At 49.6% G+C, this 16,290-nt stretch carries 14 protein-coding genes; 12 read left to right on the forward strand and 2 right to left on the reverse strand.

The window, feature by feature from the left end; genetic code table 11:
• The 6 genes from DW826_RS14870 to DW826_RS14905 form a co-directional block, all read left to right on the forward strand.
• A partial coding sequence (locus tag DW826_RS14870; RefSeq protein WP_242994118.1) for a virulence-associated E family protein occupies positions 1 to 540 on the forward strand: 540 nt, incomplete at its 5' end.
• A gap of 241 nt (positions 541 to 781) precedes the next feature.
• Positions 782 to 1,015 carry an excisionase gene (locus tag DW826_RS14880; RefSeq protein ID WP_004612442.1) on the forward strand — a complete coding sequence of 78 codons (234 nt, stop codon included), beginning with the start codon at positions 782 to 784 and terminating at the stop codon, positions 1,013 to 1,015.
• Positions 1,016 to 1,125: 110 nt separating this feature from the next.
• Positions 1,126 to 2,325, forward strand: coding sequence for a site-specific integrase (locus DW826_RS14885; RefSeq protein WP_015552607.1), 1,200 nt, complete (start codon positions 1,126 to 1,128; stop codon positions 2,323 to 2,325).
• A gap of 185 nt (positions 2,326 to 2,510) precedes the next feature.
• Entirely contained in the window at positions 2,511 to 3,002 is a 492-nt protein-coding gene (locus DW826_RS14890; RefSeq protein ID WP_015552606.1) for a low molecular weight protein-tyrosine-phosphatase, read from the forward strand.
• 523 nt (positions 3,003 to 3,525) lie between these two features.
• On the forward strand, positions 3,526 to 4,629 hold the full coding sequence (tnpB, locus tag DW826_RS14900) for an IS200/IS605 family element RNA-guided endonuclease TnpB (protein ID WP_117553103.1): 1,104 nt from the start codon (positions 3,526 to 3,528) through the stop codon (positions 4,627 to 4,629).
• A gap of 224 nt (positions 4,630 to 4,853) precedes the next feature.
• Positions 4,854 to 6,113 (forward strand): FAD-dependent oxidoreductase, encoded by a 1,260-nt coding sequence (locus DW826_RS14905; protein WP_117553104.1) that lies wholly within the window; start codon positions 4,854 to 4,856, stop codon positions 6,111 to 6,113.
• Positions 6,114 to 6,235: 122 nt separating this feature from the next.
• On the opposite strand, the gene DW826_RS14910 is transcribed toward DW826_RS14905, so the two are convergent.
• Together DW826_RS14910 and DW826_RS14915 are read right to left on the reverse strand one after the other, a co-directional pair.
• On the reverse strand, positions 6,236 to 7,267 hold the full coding sequence (locus tag DW826_RS14910) for a L,D-transpeptidase (protein ID WP_147327163.1): 1,032 nt from the start codon (positions 7,265 to 7,267) through the stop codon (positions 6,236 to 6,238).
• Positions 7,268 to 7,437: 170 nt separating this feature from the next.
• The gene (locus tag DW826_RS14915; RefSeq protein ID WP_117553113.1) at positions 7,438 to 8,913 is read right to left on the reverse strand and encodes a DUF1846 domain-containing protein; all 1,476 of its coding nucleotides are present in this window, start codon (positions 8,911 to 8,913) and stop codon (positions 7,438 to 7,440) included.
• A 409-nt stretch (positions 8,914 to 9,322) separates the two neighbouring features.
• Between DW826_RS14915 and DW826_RS14920 the strand changes: the two genes are divergently transcribed.
• The 6 genes from DW826_RS14920 to rapZ all read left to right on the forward strand — a co-directional run bounded on the left by DW826_RS14920 (position 9,323) and on the right by rapZ (position 16,290).
• Positions 9,323 to 10,666 (forward strand): putative glycoside hydrolase, encoded by a 1,344-nt coding sequence (locus DW826_RS14920; RefSeq protein WP_015552602.1) that lies wholly within the window; start codon positions 9,323 to 9,325, stop codon positions 10,664 to 10,666.
• Between the two features lie 14 nt (positions 10,667 to 10,680).
• On the forward strand, positions 10,681 to 11,295 hold the full coding sequence (locus DW826_RS14925) for a DUF1653 domain-containing protein (RefSeq protein ID WP_015552601.1): 615 nt from the start codon (positions 10,681 to 10,683) through the stop codon (positions 11,293 to 11,295).
• Positions 11,292 to 13,214, forward strand: a complete 1,923-nt coding sequence (uvrC, locus tag DW826_RS14930) for an excinuclease ABC subunit UvrC (RefSeq protein ID WP_117553106.1) — start codon at positions 11,292 to 11,294, stop codon at positions 13,212 to 13,214. The genes DW826_RS14925 and uvrC overlap by 4 nt, the downstream gene beginning before the upstream one ends.
• 363 nt (positions 13,215 to 13,577) lie before the next feature.
• On the forward strand, positions 13,578 to 14,507 hold the full coding sequence (gene hprK / locus DW826_RS14935; protein ID WP_015552599.1) for an HPr(Ser) kinase/phosphatase: 930 nt from the start codon (positions 13,578 to 13,580) through the stop codon (positions 14,505 to 14,507).
• Positions 14,508 to 14,522: 15 nt separating this feature from the next.
• The gene (murB, locus tag DW826_RS14940; RefSeq protein WP_117553107.1) at positions 14,523 to 15,392 is read left to right on the forward strand and encodes a UDP-N-acetylmuramate dehydrogenase; all 870 of its coding nucleotides are present in this window, start codon (positions 14,523 to 14,525) and stop codon (positions 15,390 to 15,392) included.
• A gap of 28 nt (positions 15,393 to 15,420) precedes the next feature.
• Positions 15,421 to 16,290: an RNase adapter RapZ gene (rapZ, locus tag DW826_RS14945; protein ID WP_117553108.1), complete on the forward strand. Its 870-nt coding sequence runs from the start codon at positions 15,421 to 15,423 to the stop codon at positions 16,288 to 16,290.

Raw genomic sequence — 16,290 nt, forward strand, 5'->3', positions numbered from 1 at the left:
TTCCTGCCCCTTGACCGTTCCGGCAACCGCCGCTTTATCCCGGTCATGGTGTACCCAGAGCAAGCCGAGGTTCACATTTTGGAGGATGAAGCCGCTTCCAGAGCCTATATCGAGCAGATGTGGGCGGAAGCGATGGAGATTTACCGAAGCGGCAGGTTCAAGTTGGCTTTCAGCCCCGCCATGCAGCGGTATCTCAAAGAACACCAGCGGGATTTTATGCCGGAGGACACCAAAGCCGGGATGATACAGGCGTATCTTGATAAGTACACCGGGAGCATGGTCTGTTCCAAGCAGCTCTACAAGGAAGCCTTGAACCATGCCTTTGACGAGCCGAAGCAATGGGAAATCCGGGAAATCAACGAGATTATGAACCAGTGCATTTCCGGCTGGCGGTACTTCCCGAACCCAAGAATGTTTTCAGAATATGGCAGACAAAAGGGCTGGGAGCGTGAAAACCCGGCAACGGACTCCGGCAACCCGTCTGAAAAAACGATGGATGGTTTTGTGGAGGTCACAGAACAGATGGAGCTTCCATTCTGAAAATGACAGCCCGTTGCATCCCCTGTTGCTATCCCGTTGCCGAGCCGGTTGCCGGGGAAAACCCCGAAACTATCAGCTTTTCTCCCTTATAACAACCAAAACAACAGAAAAATAAAAGAAAAGTATAAATAGTAACCATCGCCAGATTGAGATTGTTTGCAAGGTCTTTTGAAGCCCGTTGCCGGACTTCGTTGCCGACACCCTCTGTCTGGCTATTTTCATGTATGGAGGATAACTGCCTATGGCGAATAATAAGATGAATATTGAAGGAAAAAATTACTCGGATGTTCCGGTGTGGCGTAGATATACGCTTACCATTGAGGAAGCAGCCAGATATTATCATATCGGCGAAGGAAAATTGAGAACGCTTATTGACACACATCCCAATGAGGATTTTTATGTGATGAACGGCAATCGTGCCCTCATTAAGCGTGAGAAATTTGAGAGGTATCTGGATCAGGCTACTGCTGTGTAAACAGAGCTGACAGATTTACCGATTTCACATGATATAACTATGCGGAGAGCTGGATTTGTGCTATGATAAGAGCGCAAGTCTGGCTCTCTTTTTTGAAAGGAGAGTTCACGATGAGTGAGAAAAGACGAGATAACCGTAATCGGATTTTGCGAGAGGGCGAGTACCAGCGTAAAGATGGGAGGTATCGGTTCCGCTATATTGATGAGGACGGAAAAGAGAAAAATGTATACAGTTGGCGTTTGGACAAGAATGACCCAATGCCAAAAGGGAAGAAGCGGGAGCCTTCCCTGCGTGAGAAAGAAAAACAGATTGAAGCGGATTTGTTTGACCGTATCGTAACAAACGGCGGCAACTATACTGTTTTGGAACTGGTAGAAAAATATGTTTCATTGAAAACAGGAGTTCGTCACAATACGGTTGCCGGATATAAAACGGTCATCAATATGCTGAAAAAAGAGAGTTTTGGGAATCTGCGAATTGATAAGGTGCGTTTGTCAGATGCAAAGGCATGGTTGATTAAGCTCCAGCAGATTGATGGACGGGGATACAGTTCCATTCATTCTATCCGGGGAGTTCTAAGACCGGCATTTCAGATGGCAGTCGATGATGACCTGCTTCGTAAAAATCCATTTGAATTTGAGCTTGCATCTGTCATTGTCAATGATTCTGTTACCAGAGAAGCGATTACCCGAAAGCAGCAGAGAGATTTGCTGAAGTTTATTCAGGAAGATAAGCATTTCAGCAGATACTATGATGCAATCTATATTCTTTTTCACACAGGGCTTCGTATCTCAGAGTTCTGTGGGCTGACAGTTTCAGAAATTGAGTATGGAGAAATGCGTATCAAGGTAGACCATCAGCTACAGCGTACTGCACAGATGCAGTATGTGATCGAAGAACCGAAAACAGACAAAGGTATTCGATATGTACCGATGACAGAAGCTGTTGCAGCGTGTTTTCGCAGAATCATTGCCAACCGAAAGACGCCAAAGGTTGAGCCGATGGTGGAAGGATATGCCGGATTTTTGTTTCTGGATAAAAACGATATGCCGATGGTTGCCCTTCATTGGGAGAAGTATCTGGAGCATATCATTCAGAAATACAATAAAATTTACCGTATCCAGATGCCGAAAGTTACCCCTCATGTATGCAGGCACACCTTTTGCTCTAATATGGCAAAATCCGGGATGAATCCAAAAACCTTGCAGTATATCATGGGTCACGCAGACATCAGTGTAACCTTGAACACTTACACCCATGTAAATTTTGATGATGCAAAGGAAGAAGTATATCGGATAGCGAATAGTTAAAAAAGCCCGTTGGTAAGGACGCTTGCTTTACCAACGGATTTACCAAGATTGCAGGGAAAAACATAAGAAAATACGAGAAGATTTGAGAAGATACCTTAAAAAGAAAGGAAAATTCAAAAGTCGGAAAACCCTGAAATATCAAGTGTTTGAGAAGAAATACAAGACTTAAATGGAGATATAAAAAGATGATAAAAATACTTTTTATTTGCCTCGGCAACATCTGCCGAAGCCCACTCGCCGAGTTCTACTTTAAAGACCTCGTGGCAAAACACAACCTTTCCGCTGAATTTTATATCGAATCCGCGGCGACCTCCTATGAGGAGACCGGAAATCCGGTACATCCAGGAACGCGAAAGAAGCTGGCGGCGGCAGGCATCTCCTGCGCGGGAAAGACCGCGAGATGTATGGAGAGGGAGGATTACCGGAAATTCGATTATCTGATCGGGATGGATCAGGCGAATATCCGGAATATAACGCAGATCGCGGGCGGTGATCCCGAGAAGAAGATCTATAAGATGCTGGAATTTGCCGGGGATGGCTGGAAGGAGCTTAAAGCCGGAAAGCGGAACCCGGACAAGGTGCCGGATGTGGCGGATCCGTGGTATACCGGGAATTTTGATGATACCTGGCGGGATGTGACAGCCGGGTGTCAGGGACTTTTAAAATTTCTGTTATAGTTGTGCAAATATTTCGACTTGAAATAGGGCTACCGCAATCCCACTGGCTTTAGACGGTGGGTTAAGGTAGCCGGAAGCGGAGGTTTGTGCTATACTTGCGTTATGGGAAGGTGGAAATCAAAAAACAGACACAAATATTTGTTTCAGTATCATATTATTTTCGTATGCAAGTATAGAAAGAAATTGCTGATGTCAAAATAAATATCAGATGATATAAAGCAGTTTTCTTATGAGATATGTCAAAAGCATAAAGTCATTATCAGATATATGCAGACAGATAAAGATCATATTCATTACATGATAGAAACAGAACCAACAATGTCTATCAGTAAAATAGTAAATCTGATGAAGAGTTATACAACATATCATATTTGGAAAAGATATCCGGATTATCTACGAAACATTTCTGGAAAGAACATACTTTTTGGACGGACGGATATTTTGTCTGCAGTGTGGGAAATGTATCAGAAGAGATGCCCCGAAAATATATAGAAAATCAAGGGTAGGAAGGTGGCGACAGTGGGTGTTAAAAGCATATAAATACAGGATATATCCTGATAGCGAACAAAGAATTCAGATTGCAAAAACATTTGGCTGTTGCCGTTTTGTTTACAATCAGACATTGGCATATCGGGAAGAAATATACGAGAAGGAGAAAAAGTCAGTTAGTAAAACGGATTGTAATAATTACTGTAACAGAGAATTAAAGAAAGACTATGAATGGTTAAAAGCAATAGATAAATTTGCTCTGACCAACGCAATCTATAACATGGACGCCGCATATCAAAAATTCTTTAAGGAACATGCAGGATATCCGAAATTCAAGAGCAAACACGATAACCATAAATCATACACAACAAACTTCACAAATGGAAACATTGCGGTAGATTTTGAGACAGGGAAGATAAAATTGCCAAAATTAAAAGCGGTAAAAGCAAGGTTACACAGGGAATATCGTGGGCAGATTAAGTCAGCGACCGTTTCGCAGGTTTCCAGTGGAAAATACTATGTGTCCATACTTGTAGAAACGGAGCATAAGGAACTGGCACATACAAATCATAACATAGGAATCGATTTAGGAATTAAAGATTTATGTATTACTTCCGATGGGAAGGTATATGAGAATCAAAAAATTATAAAAAAATACGAGAAACAGCTTGTAAAGCTGCAAAGGCAGCTGTCACATAAAGGAAAGAGAAGCAAGAACTATTATAAAACAAAGAAAAAGATAGCATTATGCCATGAGAAAATAAGGAATATAAGAAAAGATTATCTACATAAAGTTTCACATGAGATTATCAGCGAAAACCAAGTGATAGTTTCAGAGAATTTACAGATAAAAAACATGGTAAAAAATCATCATCTGGAAAAAGCCATAAGTGATGTATCATGGTATGAGCTGACAAGACAGTTAGAGTATAAGGCAAAATGGAATGGCAGGAAATACATCAAAATAGATACATTTTATGCTAGTAGTCAATTATGTTCTGTTTGCGGGTATCAGAATCCAGATACAAAAGATTTGTCAGTGAGGACATGGATATGTCCGAAATGCGGAGCAGAACATGACAGGGATATCAATGCCGCGAAAAATATACTGACAGAAGGATTAAGACAAATAGCATAAAGAAATATATAGGGCAGGGACTGCCCAAATTAACGCCTGTGGAGATAGTAGGTTACGAGGTCGATGAAGCAGGAAGCCCATTAGCTTAGGACAATGGGTAGTTCACCCTGGTCAGATAAGCCACACCTTTTTCCGATCGTGAATCATCGTAAATTCATATCGGCGGGAGTAGGGGCTCTGACTTGATTGACAACATGTGCTTACAAAAAGGAGTGAATTTTGATATGGAGCGTTCCTATCAATATGATATAGTAGTTGTTGGCGGCGGTACTGCAGGTGTGGCCGCGGCAGTCGGAGCGGCGAAGGCTGGAGCGAAAACGCTTTTGGTGGAGCGGAATGCTTATCTAGGAGGAGAGGCGACGAACTCAGGAGTTAATTGCTTCTGTGGATTTTATACATGCGGATCGGATCCGGTGCGGGTGGTGAAAGGGATCGGGCAGCTTGTGCTGGATGAGATGAGGGCACTGGGGCCGACGATCGCCGAGGAGATTTCCGCATCCGGGAACCGGGATATTATCTTTCAGCCGGAGTATCTGAAATGCGCGCTGGATAACCTGTTGGAAAAGGAACATGTGGATTATTTTTTACATACGGTGCTGATTGGTGCAGAGACTGTGGAGAATGAGATCCGGACGATTCAGTGTGCGGATGATGAGGGCCTGTTTACCGTTTCGGCAAAGGCATTCGTGGATGCAACCGGAGACGCAAATCTGTCCAGACTTGCTGGTGCGAAGCTCATATGGGGAACCGATGGCGGACATCCGCAGGCAGCGACGCTGACCTTCCGGCTGAGCGGTGTGGCAGCGGATGTGGATCTGTCACCGGCGGCGGTTGAGCGGGCAGTGGTGAGAGCGAAGGCAGAAGGAATCAGAAATCTTACCAGAGAAAAAGGATTTATCCTCAGAATGGAAAACTCCGGGATCGTCCATGTCCTTCTTCCGAGCATTATTCCGGAAGGACTTTCGGCAGAAGAGATGACACGGATGGAGAGGGAGACGAGAAAGCAGGTGCTCGGATATATTCAGGCATTGCGAACCTATATGCCGGGAATGGAGCACAGTGAGCTGGCGGTGATCGGACCGTCGATCGGTTTTCGGGAGACGAGAAAGCTGGTGGGAAAGGAGACGATCACGGCGGACGACGTGATCTCCGGGAGAAGGCGCCCGGACGGTGTGGCCCGGGGCGGATGGAAACCGGAGATTCACAGGGATGTCAACAAGATGGCGACTTATATGGAAGTGAAGTCGGGAAGCTATTTTGACATTCCTCTCGGGGCACTTCAGTCGGAGAATGTGAAAAATCTGTTTGGGGCAGGCAGAATGATCTCGGCGGATGAGGCGGCATTTGCGGCTGTGCGTGTTATGGGAACATGCTTTGCGACCGGGCATGCAGCAGGCGTCGGGGCAGCGTGTCTGGCGGCGGATGAAAGAGCGGAAATCGAGCATGTCAGGGAAATATTGAAGGAGCAGAATGCTTTGGTATAAATATCAGAAATTACAGTGAAATAATATGGCAGCCGTTCTATTGGTGGAAAAGAGAACTAAGCAATGAAGCAGTTGAAATACACAAAGGACCTGGCGAGTGTCAGGTCCTTTGTGTAAATAGTTTATCCAATTTCCGGATCCGTAGGATCCCAATCCTGACCTTCCGGAATCTTCTCGGCTTCCGGTCTGTCAAACGGTGCCGGAAGATTGTCGCCTACGGTGACGACAGTGCCGGACGGGCAGTGGTCGTAGATCCATTTGCAGTCGGCAACAGTCATGCGGATGCAGCCGTGGGAGGCAGGAGCGCCGAGTTTGTTGTATTCCTCAGCGGTAATGTTGTGAATGCTTGTGGTCTTTCCCGGGACGCTGTGGAAGAGGATGCTGGTGTTGCTGAGTCTTGTACAATATTGACCGTATGTGGACTCGACGAGGGCATGCCATCGGTATTTGCGTGTGGTTTTAAAGGTTCCCGTTGGAGTCTGGGAGTTTTCTTTTCCCGGGGAACAGATAAAGGTCCGGTAAGGAATGATATATCCGTTTCCATCGTCCGGGGCATATACGGTTACCTGGCAGCGGGCACGGTCCACAACGATCTGGAAAGACTGTGCAGAGAGGATGCCCTCAAGGTTCTGGACCAGCGTGCAGGCATTCTCATCGAAGTAGAATTTGTATCCGTCAATATACTGCCATCCCTTGACGGCATGACCCGCAGCGTCGAAATAGTACCAGCTTCCGTCCGAGCTTCTCCAGGCGTTCGCAGCGAGCTCGCCGCCCTCGTCGCGGTAGATAAGCCCGCCTTCCTGTTCATGAAGTCCGGTTGGAAGGTCCTGCACCGGCGTTTCACGTTTCTGTACCTGTCCACTTACGGTCCAGAATCCGTCGGAATTTACCTGGAAACCGTCTGGTGTTCTTGTGTCCGCCATCATAAAGCCGTTTTTATCGAAATAATAGCATTCCTCCAAGCCGTCCTGATCTCCGTCGATCCAGTACCAGCCGTCGGCGGCGCTTGTATTGTCATCGGTATAGTATTTCCACTGGTTCGGTCCGCCCTCGTTGGACCATGTTCCGGCATAGGCTATAGCCGGATTCGCGAGCATGACCGCAAAAACGGTCCCGAGACCTGCGTAAAGTGCATTTCTTGATTTCTGATTCATGATCTGATTCTCCAAAGTTTTCTTCCTACCTATTGTAGGTACATTCTGTCGAAAAGGCAATCATTTTTTTCGACAAACTTTGCGTTTCAACAGAGTGTCGGACGAAAAAAGAACCGCTCGTCTGTCGCAGGACATCCTACTGGCAGACGGCGGTCTTTGCAATCTAGGAATTACCCAATTTTCTTATCTTCCTGCACCGGCTCACAGGTAAGTCCGATGCCGAGCTTCTTAAAGACATTCTTATCCACATTGGACAGCATAACTGTTGTGTGTACCTGGCAACCGCGGAGCTTCGGGAGCTGTTCTAAAGCGATCCTTGCGTTCTCGTCGGTAGCAGCACAGGTGGAGAGGGCGATGAGCACCTCATCGGTGTGTAGTCTCGGGTTGCCGCTGCCGAGGTAACGGACCTTTAATTCCTGGATCGGAGCGATGGACTCCGGGGAGATCAGGTCGATGGAGTGGTCGATTCCGCCCAGCTCCTTCACTGCGTTTAAGAGAACGGCAGCGGAAGCGCCGAGGAGCTCCTTTGTCTTACCGAGAACGATCTTTCCGTCTGGGAGTTCCAGGGCAGCAGCCGGGGCATCTGTCTCTTTCGCAAGATTTACAGCGGCAGGAACAACAACGCGGTCCTTCGGGGAGATCTTTGCCTGCTTCATGATCAGTTCGATCTTGTATGCCTCGTTCTGGCAGGAATCATCTTTTACGACCTTCTCAAGAGCCTGGTAGTAGCGGCGGATGATCTCCTGGCAGGAAGCCTCGCGGCATGCCTCGTCATCGAAGATGCAGAGACCGGCCATGTTGACACCCATATCGGTCGGGGATTTGTACGGGCATTTGCCGAAGATTCCCTCAAAGATGGCGCTGAGCACAGGATAGATTTCAACGTCGCGGTTGTAGTTGACGGTGGTCTTTCCGTAAGCCTCGAGATGGAACGGGTCGATCATGTTCACATCGTTCAAGTCTGCAGTTGCGGCCTCGTAAGCTAAGTTTACCGGGTGCTTTAACGGCAGGTTCCAGATCGGGAATGTCTCGAATTTCGCGTATCCGGCCTTTACGCCGCGCTTATTTTCGTGGTACAGCTGGGAAAGGCAGGTCGCCATCTTTCCGCTTCCCGGCCCCGGAGCTGTAACGACAACGAGTGGACGTGTCGTCTCGATATAGTCATTCTTTCCGTAACCTTCATCGCTGACGATAAGCGGAATGTTGCTCGGATAGCCGTCGATCTCATAGTGGCGGTATACCTTAAGGCCAAGCTTCTCCAGCTTGTGTTTGAACTGCTGGATCGCCGGTGTGTCAACGTAGCGGGTAATTACGACACTGCTGACATAGAGTCCGCGGTCGGTGAATACATGGATCAGGCGCAGTACATCCAGATCGTATGTAATGCCCAGATCGTAGCGGACCTTGTTCTTTGTGATATCAGCGGCATTGATGACGATGACGATCTCTGCCTGGTCAGCCAGCTGCATGAGCATGCGGAGCTTGCTGTCCGGCTCGAAGCCCGGAAGTACACGGGATGCATGGTAATCATCGTACAGCTTGCCGCCAAATTCCAGATATAATTTATCGCCGAATTTGCTGATCCTCTCGCGGATATGGTCAGACTGCATGGCGAGGTATTTGTCGTTGTCGAAACCCTGCTTGATCATTTGTTTTTCTCCTCTTAATAGTCATATTAAATGAAAATGAGCCGGTCTGGAGTTTCCAGGAAAGACATCCGGCTGAAACAGCTGTGGGGCAGACATCCGGATCATTTTCAAAAAGTTTTCGTACCTGCGGCTTTTGGCAGCCGTTCGTACCTATCTATCTATTATCCATCAAAAACCTCATTTTGAACAGTAGTTTTTTAATTTTTCTTTCCCAAATCCATATACTTATGATATTATGGTGGTAACTTGAGTTCTTATCTCCTGGCAGATGATGAAATAAACTGCAGGAAAACTTAATGGCAGTAGTGACGGAGAAAAATCAGTATTCCCTGTTGACAAGGAATCAATAAATGTGCCAGTCTCCGTGAAATTACTGACTGTGGATTGAAATAAAGGATGAGCGAACATGAAAAAAATGCTATTTGCGTTCTCCATGGCGGGCCTGTTCCTGTTATCGGCATGCAGCAGACCTGCGGCGGAGGAGACAGAGACAGCAGAGATGACAGCTGCGGCGGAGAGCACCCAGGAGACCAGCGGTGTCCTGGTGATCGAGGATGCCGGGGAAGATAAAAATAAGACGATCTCCGTGCGGATCGTTGACTCCTCGAACCCGGCGCTTCCGGGGCGCGAGGCGAAGAAGGTCCGCGGCATCTACATTACGGGGCCGGTGGCCGGAAATGAGGAAGTCTTAAACGGTGTTCTGGACGGGGCCCTGACTGCGGGAATCAACGCGGTGGTCATAGACTTTAAGGAGGATCAGGGACGGATCACATGTCCGGTGGATGCGGCGACAGTGAACGAGATCGGTGCCAGTATCCCGTATGTACGGGACATGAAAAGCCTGATCGAGAGCCTCAAGAAGAAGGATCTCTATGTGATCGCGCGAGTCGCGGCCTTCAGGGATTCCTATCTCGCGGAGAAGAAACCGGAGTGGAGCCTGAAACTGCCGGACGGAAGCCTGTACCAGGACCGCCAGGGAATGTACTGGGTGGATCCGTACCGCCAGGAGGTTTGGGATTATCTTCTGGAAGTCGGAACAGAGGCAAAAGATCTCGGCTTTGATGAGGTCCAGCTCGACTATCTGAGATTCCCGAACGAGGCGTCGGCAGGTCAGGTCGTCTACGACGAAGCAGTGATCCGGGGGCGTTCCAAGACGGATACGATCCTGGAGTGTACCAATTATTTATATGAAAATCTCGCGTCCCAGGGACTTTTCGTCTCTGCGGATGTGTTCGGCACGATCATCGGAAGCGGCGTGGATTCCACTGCCGTCGGACAGAATTATACGGAGATGGCGAAGATTCTCGACTATATCTGCCCGATGATCTACCCGTCCCACTACAGCTCTGGAAACTTCGGGCTGGAACACCCGGATACGGAACCGTATAAAACGATCTTCGGGGCGCTTCAGAAGTCTGGAAAGGTCCTGCTGGATGCGTCTAGAGCCGACAACCATGAGAGCCGCCAGGCGATCGTCCGCCCGTGGCTTCAGGACTTCACAGCCACATATCTCGGGGAAGGAAATTATATCACCTACGGTGATGCTGAGGTCGCGGAGGAAGTCCGCGCCGTCCAGGATGCCGGATATGAGGAGTGGATGCTGTGGAGCGCGGCGAATAAGTACCATTTAGAAGAACTTTCCGGGGACGGAAGCAGTGCAGCGGCAGCGGAAGTTTTGGGCGAAGGCGAAGCCAGTTCGGATGGTGGAGAAACATCTGCCGAGACAGAGCCCGAAACAGCTCAACAGTAAAAATGGAGAACAAAATGAATCAGATTCGTAAAACACCAGTGCCGGGAGAATTCTACCGGCACTTTAAAAATAAGTTATATCAGATCATCGCGGTTGCGACCCACTCAGAGACCGGGGAAGAAATGGTAGTCTACCAGGCGCTCTACGGGGACTTCAAGATATGGGTGCGTCCGCTTGACATGTTTTTAGAGGAAGTCGACCGGGAGAAATACCCGGATGCGGTGCAGAAGTATCGGTTTGAGAGAGTACGGCTTGTAAAGCCACAGAATGCGGAAAATTCCGCTCAGAATGCAGCTCAGCCAGTGCGGCAGGCACCAGCAGAACAGAAGCCGTCGGCAGACAGCGACAGCAGCGCCAAAAACATCACCGCCCAGGCCCCGGATGAAGACCAGCCCGTCAACCAGGAGCTCCTGGACTTCTTCGATGCCATGGACGAAAAAAACTATGATCTGATGCTGGAATGCCTGACAAAGCTCCAGACCCATGCAACCCAGAAAGAGCTGGATGATATCTGCATGGTCCTGGACATCCATCCGCCGGTGAGCTGCGATGATGTTGGATCCCAGATCATGTTCATCAAGCGCCACCTTGCGATGATCAGAAAGTTTGACGGGGAGAGATTGCGTTGACAGAGAATGATACTCCTTTCAATATTGAAGAAGAATTAAAAAAACTCCCAGCATCGCCGGGAGTTTATCTCATGCATGATAAGCACGATGAGATCATATATGTAGGAAAAGCCATAAGCTTGAAGAACCGTGTGCGCCAGTATTTCCAGAGCAGCCGGAACAAGACGGCCAAGATCGAGAAGATGGTATCCAGGATCGCGAGATTCGAGTATATCATCACGGACTCCGAGCTGGAGGCCTTGGTTTTAGAGTGCAACCTCATCAAGGAACACCGCCCGCGGTACAACACGATGTTAAAGGATGACAAGACATATCCCTACATCAAGGTCACTACGGACGAGCCGTTCCCGAGAGTCCTGTTCTCCAGAACCATGAAAAAGGACAAATGCCGGTATTTCGGACCATATACCAGCGCCGGAGCGGTGAAGGACACCATCGACCTGATCCACAAGCTCTGGAAGCTCCGGACATGCAGCAGGAATCTTCCGAAGGACATCGGAAAGGAACGTCCGTGCCTGAACTACCACATCAAACAGTGCTCAGGGCCGTGCCAGGGCTATATTTCCGAGGTGGAATATAAGAAATCTGTCTCCGAGGTCATCGAATTTCTGGACGGAAAGTACACTCCGGTGCTGACGATGCTGGAGGAAAAGATGATGGCGGCCTCCGACGCGATGGAGTACGAGCAGGCTATCGAGTACCGGGAACTCTTAAACAGCGTGAAGCAGGTCGCCCAGAAGCAGAAGATCACGAGCCATAGCATGGAAGACCGGGATGTGATTGCCATGGCGAGGGACGACGCGGACGCTGTGGTGCAGGTATTCTTTGTCCGGGATGGAAAGATGATCGGCCGGGAACATTTCCGTGTCTCCGCATCCACGGCAGACAACAATTACCAGATCATCGGAAGCTTTGTAAAACAGTTCTACGCGGGAACTCCATTTATCCCGAGAGAGATATGGGTGCAGGAAAAATTTCCGGAGATGGATCTCATCGCAGAGTGGCTCACGAAACGCCGCGGTCAGGCGGTAAAATTCCTGATCCCGAAAAAAGGCCAGAAAGAGCGACTGGTGGAGCTTGCGCAGAAGAACGCGAAGCTTGTGCTTGACCAGGATAAGGATAAGATCAAGAGAGAAGAACTCCGGACCATCGGCGCCATGAACCAGGTGGGAGACTGGCTGGGGCTGGAAAAAGTCCGCAGGATGGAGGCCTACGATATCTCCAATATCAGCGGTTTCGAGTCCGTTGGTTCCATGGTAGTCTTCGAGGACGGACGTCCGAAGCGGAACGATTACCGGAAATTTAAAATAAAGACCGTCCAGGGACCCAACGATTACGCGTCCATGGAGGAGGTGCTGACCCGCCGGTTCACCCATGGCATGGAGGAGCTGGAAGAGGAGCGAAAGAACCAGGAAGACGGGGCGGAAGCACCGGATGGAAGCTTCGGAAGCTTTACGCGGTTCCCAGACCTGATCCTCATGGACGGCGGCCGCGGACAGGTGAACATCGCGCTGAGTGTGCTGAGCGAACTGAAGCTTAACATTCCGGTCTGCGGCATGGTAAAGGATGACAATCACCGGACCAGGGGACTCTACTATAATAATGTTGAGATCCCCATCGACCGCCATTCCGAGGGCTTCAAGCTTGTGACGAGGATCCAGGATGAGGCACACCGGTTCGCCATCGAGTACCACAGAAGTCTGCGAAGCAAGGCACAGGTACACTCAGTCCTCGACGATATCGAGGGCATCGGACCGGCGAGAAGAAAAGCATTGATGCGCCGGTTCAAGTCACTGGAGGCGGTGCGTGATGCAACCTTAGAGGAGCTTGAGAGCACGGAGGGCATGAATAAGCGGGCGGCGGAGAGCGTCTACGCCTATTTCCGCGAGAAGGACCGTGCGCCGGAGATCACGGAGTAAATGCACGGGATGAAGCAGGAAAATCTCGTGACATTCGGCCTGTGATATGATAGGATGGAGATAACTGTGCGCAGAGCTGTAAATTTATATCAGAAGCGATGCCGACAGGATATAAGATAAAAAGAACAGTATTGTAACTGTTCAGTAGGTCTGCGCACTTGCTGCGCTGACCGTAAGAAAACATAGGCTGGAGGGCAAAAATTCCATCAGCGAAGCTGATCTGGAATGGATTTTTGCGTGTAACTATGAAGGTACTGAATAGCTACACAGTATTTTAAATCGATAGAATAGCTGCGAATTGTTCCGAAGAACTGCCGCCATGATTCGAGGCAGCGGCCAGATACAGGAAAGGAGAACTATGCCATGTACGGAGTTACAATAGCTGAATTAATAGAAAAAATGGATTTCAAAAACCTGACCCCGGAGCTGGACTGCGAGAAGATCGTTGTCTCCCACCCGGACGTGAACCGTCCGGCGCTTCAGCTCACCGGATTCTACGCACATTTCGACAATGAGCGTGTACAGATGATCGGAAACGTGGAGATCGCGTACCTCTCCGGGCTCACAAGAGAGCGCCGGATCGCCATGTATGACAAGCTGATCTCCAGCAAGATCCCATGTCTCGTGTTCTGCAGAAACCAGACACCGGAGCCGGAGGTCGCAGAACTCTGCAGTCATTACGGTGTTCCGTGCCTGCTCTCCGCGAAGCCGACATCCGATACCATGGCGGAAGTCATCCGCTGGCTGAAGGCAAAACTTGCCCCGTGCATCAGCATTCACGGCGTTCTCGTTGATGTGTTCGGCGAAGGCGTTCTGATCACAGGCGAGAGCGGAATCGGTAAGAGCGAGGCCGCCCTGGAGCTCATCAAGCGTGGACACCGTCTCGTAAGTGATGACGTTGTGGAGATCCGCAAGGTCAGCGATGAAACTCTCGTCGGTTCCGCCCCGGATATCACAAGATATCTCATCGAGGTGCGCGGGATCGGCATCATCGACGTGAAGACCCTGTTCGGTGTCGAGAGTGTAAAAGATACCCAGTCCATCGACATGGTCATCAAGCTCGAAGAGTGGGATAAGAATAAGGAATACGACCGTCTCGGACTTGAGGACCAGTACACGGAGTTCCTTGGAAATAAAGTTGTCTGCCACAACATTCCGGTCCGTCCGGGACGTAATCTGGCAGTTATCGTAGAGTCCGCGGCGGTCAACTACCGTCAGAAGAAGATGGGCTACAACGCGGCCCAGGAGCTCTACAACCGCGTGCAGGCGAATATCGCTAAAAGAGGCGAATAAAAAGGAGAAACATTCATGGAAACCAGAACAAATGAGCCGATGGCGCGGCACACATCATTCCGCGTCGGCGGCCCGGCAGACCGGTTCGTGATTCCGGAATCAGAGACAGAACTCCGCGAGGCGGTCCTGGACTGTAAAAAGTCAGGACAGCCCTGGTACATGATCGGCAACGGAAGCAATCTCCTCGTGGGAGATAAAGGTTTCCGTGGCACGATCATCAGCACAGAGCGTCTCGCTGAATTAGAAGTTCAGAAAAACGAAAACATTATCATCGCCGGGGCAGGCGTGATGCTCTCAAAGCTTGCGAATACGGCGGCGAGAGAGGAGCTCACCGGCCTGGAGTTCGCAGCGGGAATCCCGGGAACCGTCGGCGGTGCGGTCATGATGAATGCGGGCGCTTACGGATCCGAGATGAAGAACGTACTCCTGTGGGCAGATGTGATGGACCAGGACGGAAATGTGAAGCTGATGAAAAACGAGGAGCTGGAGTTGGGATATAGAACGAGCTGTCTGGAGCGCCTGGGACTTTTCACAGTCCGCGCGGCATTCAAGCTGACACCTGGCGATCCGGAGGTGATCCGGTCGCAGATGGAAGAGCTGGCAAGAAAGAGAAAAGAGAAGCAGCCGTTAGAATACCCGAGCGCTGGAAGCACCTTCAAGCGCCCGGAAGGATATTTCGCCGGAAAACTGATCGAGGATGCCGGTTTAAAGGGATTTTCCGTCGGCGGAGCCGCGGTCTCCGAGAAACACGCCGGATTCGTGATCAATAAGGATCATGGAACGGCGGCGGATATTTTGGGACTTTGCAATGAGGTAAAACGCCGGGTAAAGGAGAGTTCCGGGGTAGATCTCGAGCTGGAAGTAAAACTCTTAGGCGAATTTTAAAGGTGCACAATACAGGGAGGAATTCTCGTTGAGACTTGTAATTGTGACAGGCATGTCGGGCGCAGGAAAGACCACGGCATTAAAAACACTGGAAGACATGGGCTTCTATTGTGCCGACAACCTGCCGGTCCTTTTAATTGAAAAATTTGCGGAGCTGGTCATGAACGGACAGAGCGAAAAGCAGGACATCGCCCTGGGTGTGGATGTCCGAAGCGGTGAGGAGCTGCCGTATCTGGAGATTATCATCCGGAAATGGAGAGAAAACAAATACCCGTTCTCGATCCTGTTCCTGGATTCCTCCGATGAAGTTCTTATCAAGCGCTTCAAGGAGACGAGACGCAGCCATCCGCTCTCAAGAAACGGCCGCGTGGAAAAGGGAATCGAGCTGGAGCGGGAGAAGCTCGCCTTCTTAAAAAAAGAGGCGGACCAGGTCATCGACACCAGCAGACTTCTGACAAAAGAACTGCGCCATGAGCTGGAAAATCTCTACAGCGAAGCGGATGGACGCAGCAGCATGTTCATCACAGTCGTGAGTTTCGGTTTCAAGTATGGGATCCCGGCGGATGCCGACCTGGTGTTTGACGTGCGATTCCTCCCGAATCCCTACTATGTGGAGGAACTCCGGTTCCATACGGGAACGGAGCAGGCGGTACAGGACTATGTGATGCAGGGTGGTACCGGGGAAGAGTTCTTAAAGAAACTGAATGATCTTCTGGAATTCGTGATTCCGAAATATGAACAGGAAGGAAAAACGCAGCTCGTGATCGCGATCGGATGTACCGGCGGACGCCATCGTTCGGTGACGATCGCAGGAGAAGTATTTAAGCGTCTGACGGAGTCCGGGCGGTACGAGATCCGGCTGGAACACAGGGACGCGGGGAAGGATGGAGGAAAGTAA

The sequence above is a fragment of the Clostridium sp. AM34-11AC genome (assembly GCF_003435375.1).
Classification (GTDB): domain Bacteria; phylum Bacillota; class Clostridia; order Lachnospirales; family Lachnospiraceae; genus Pilosibacter; species Pilosibacter fragilis.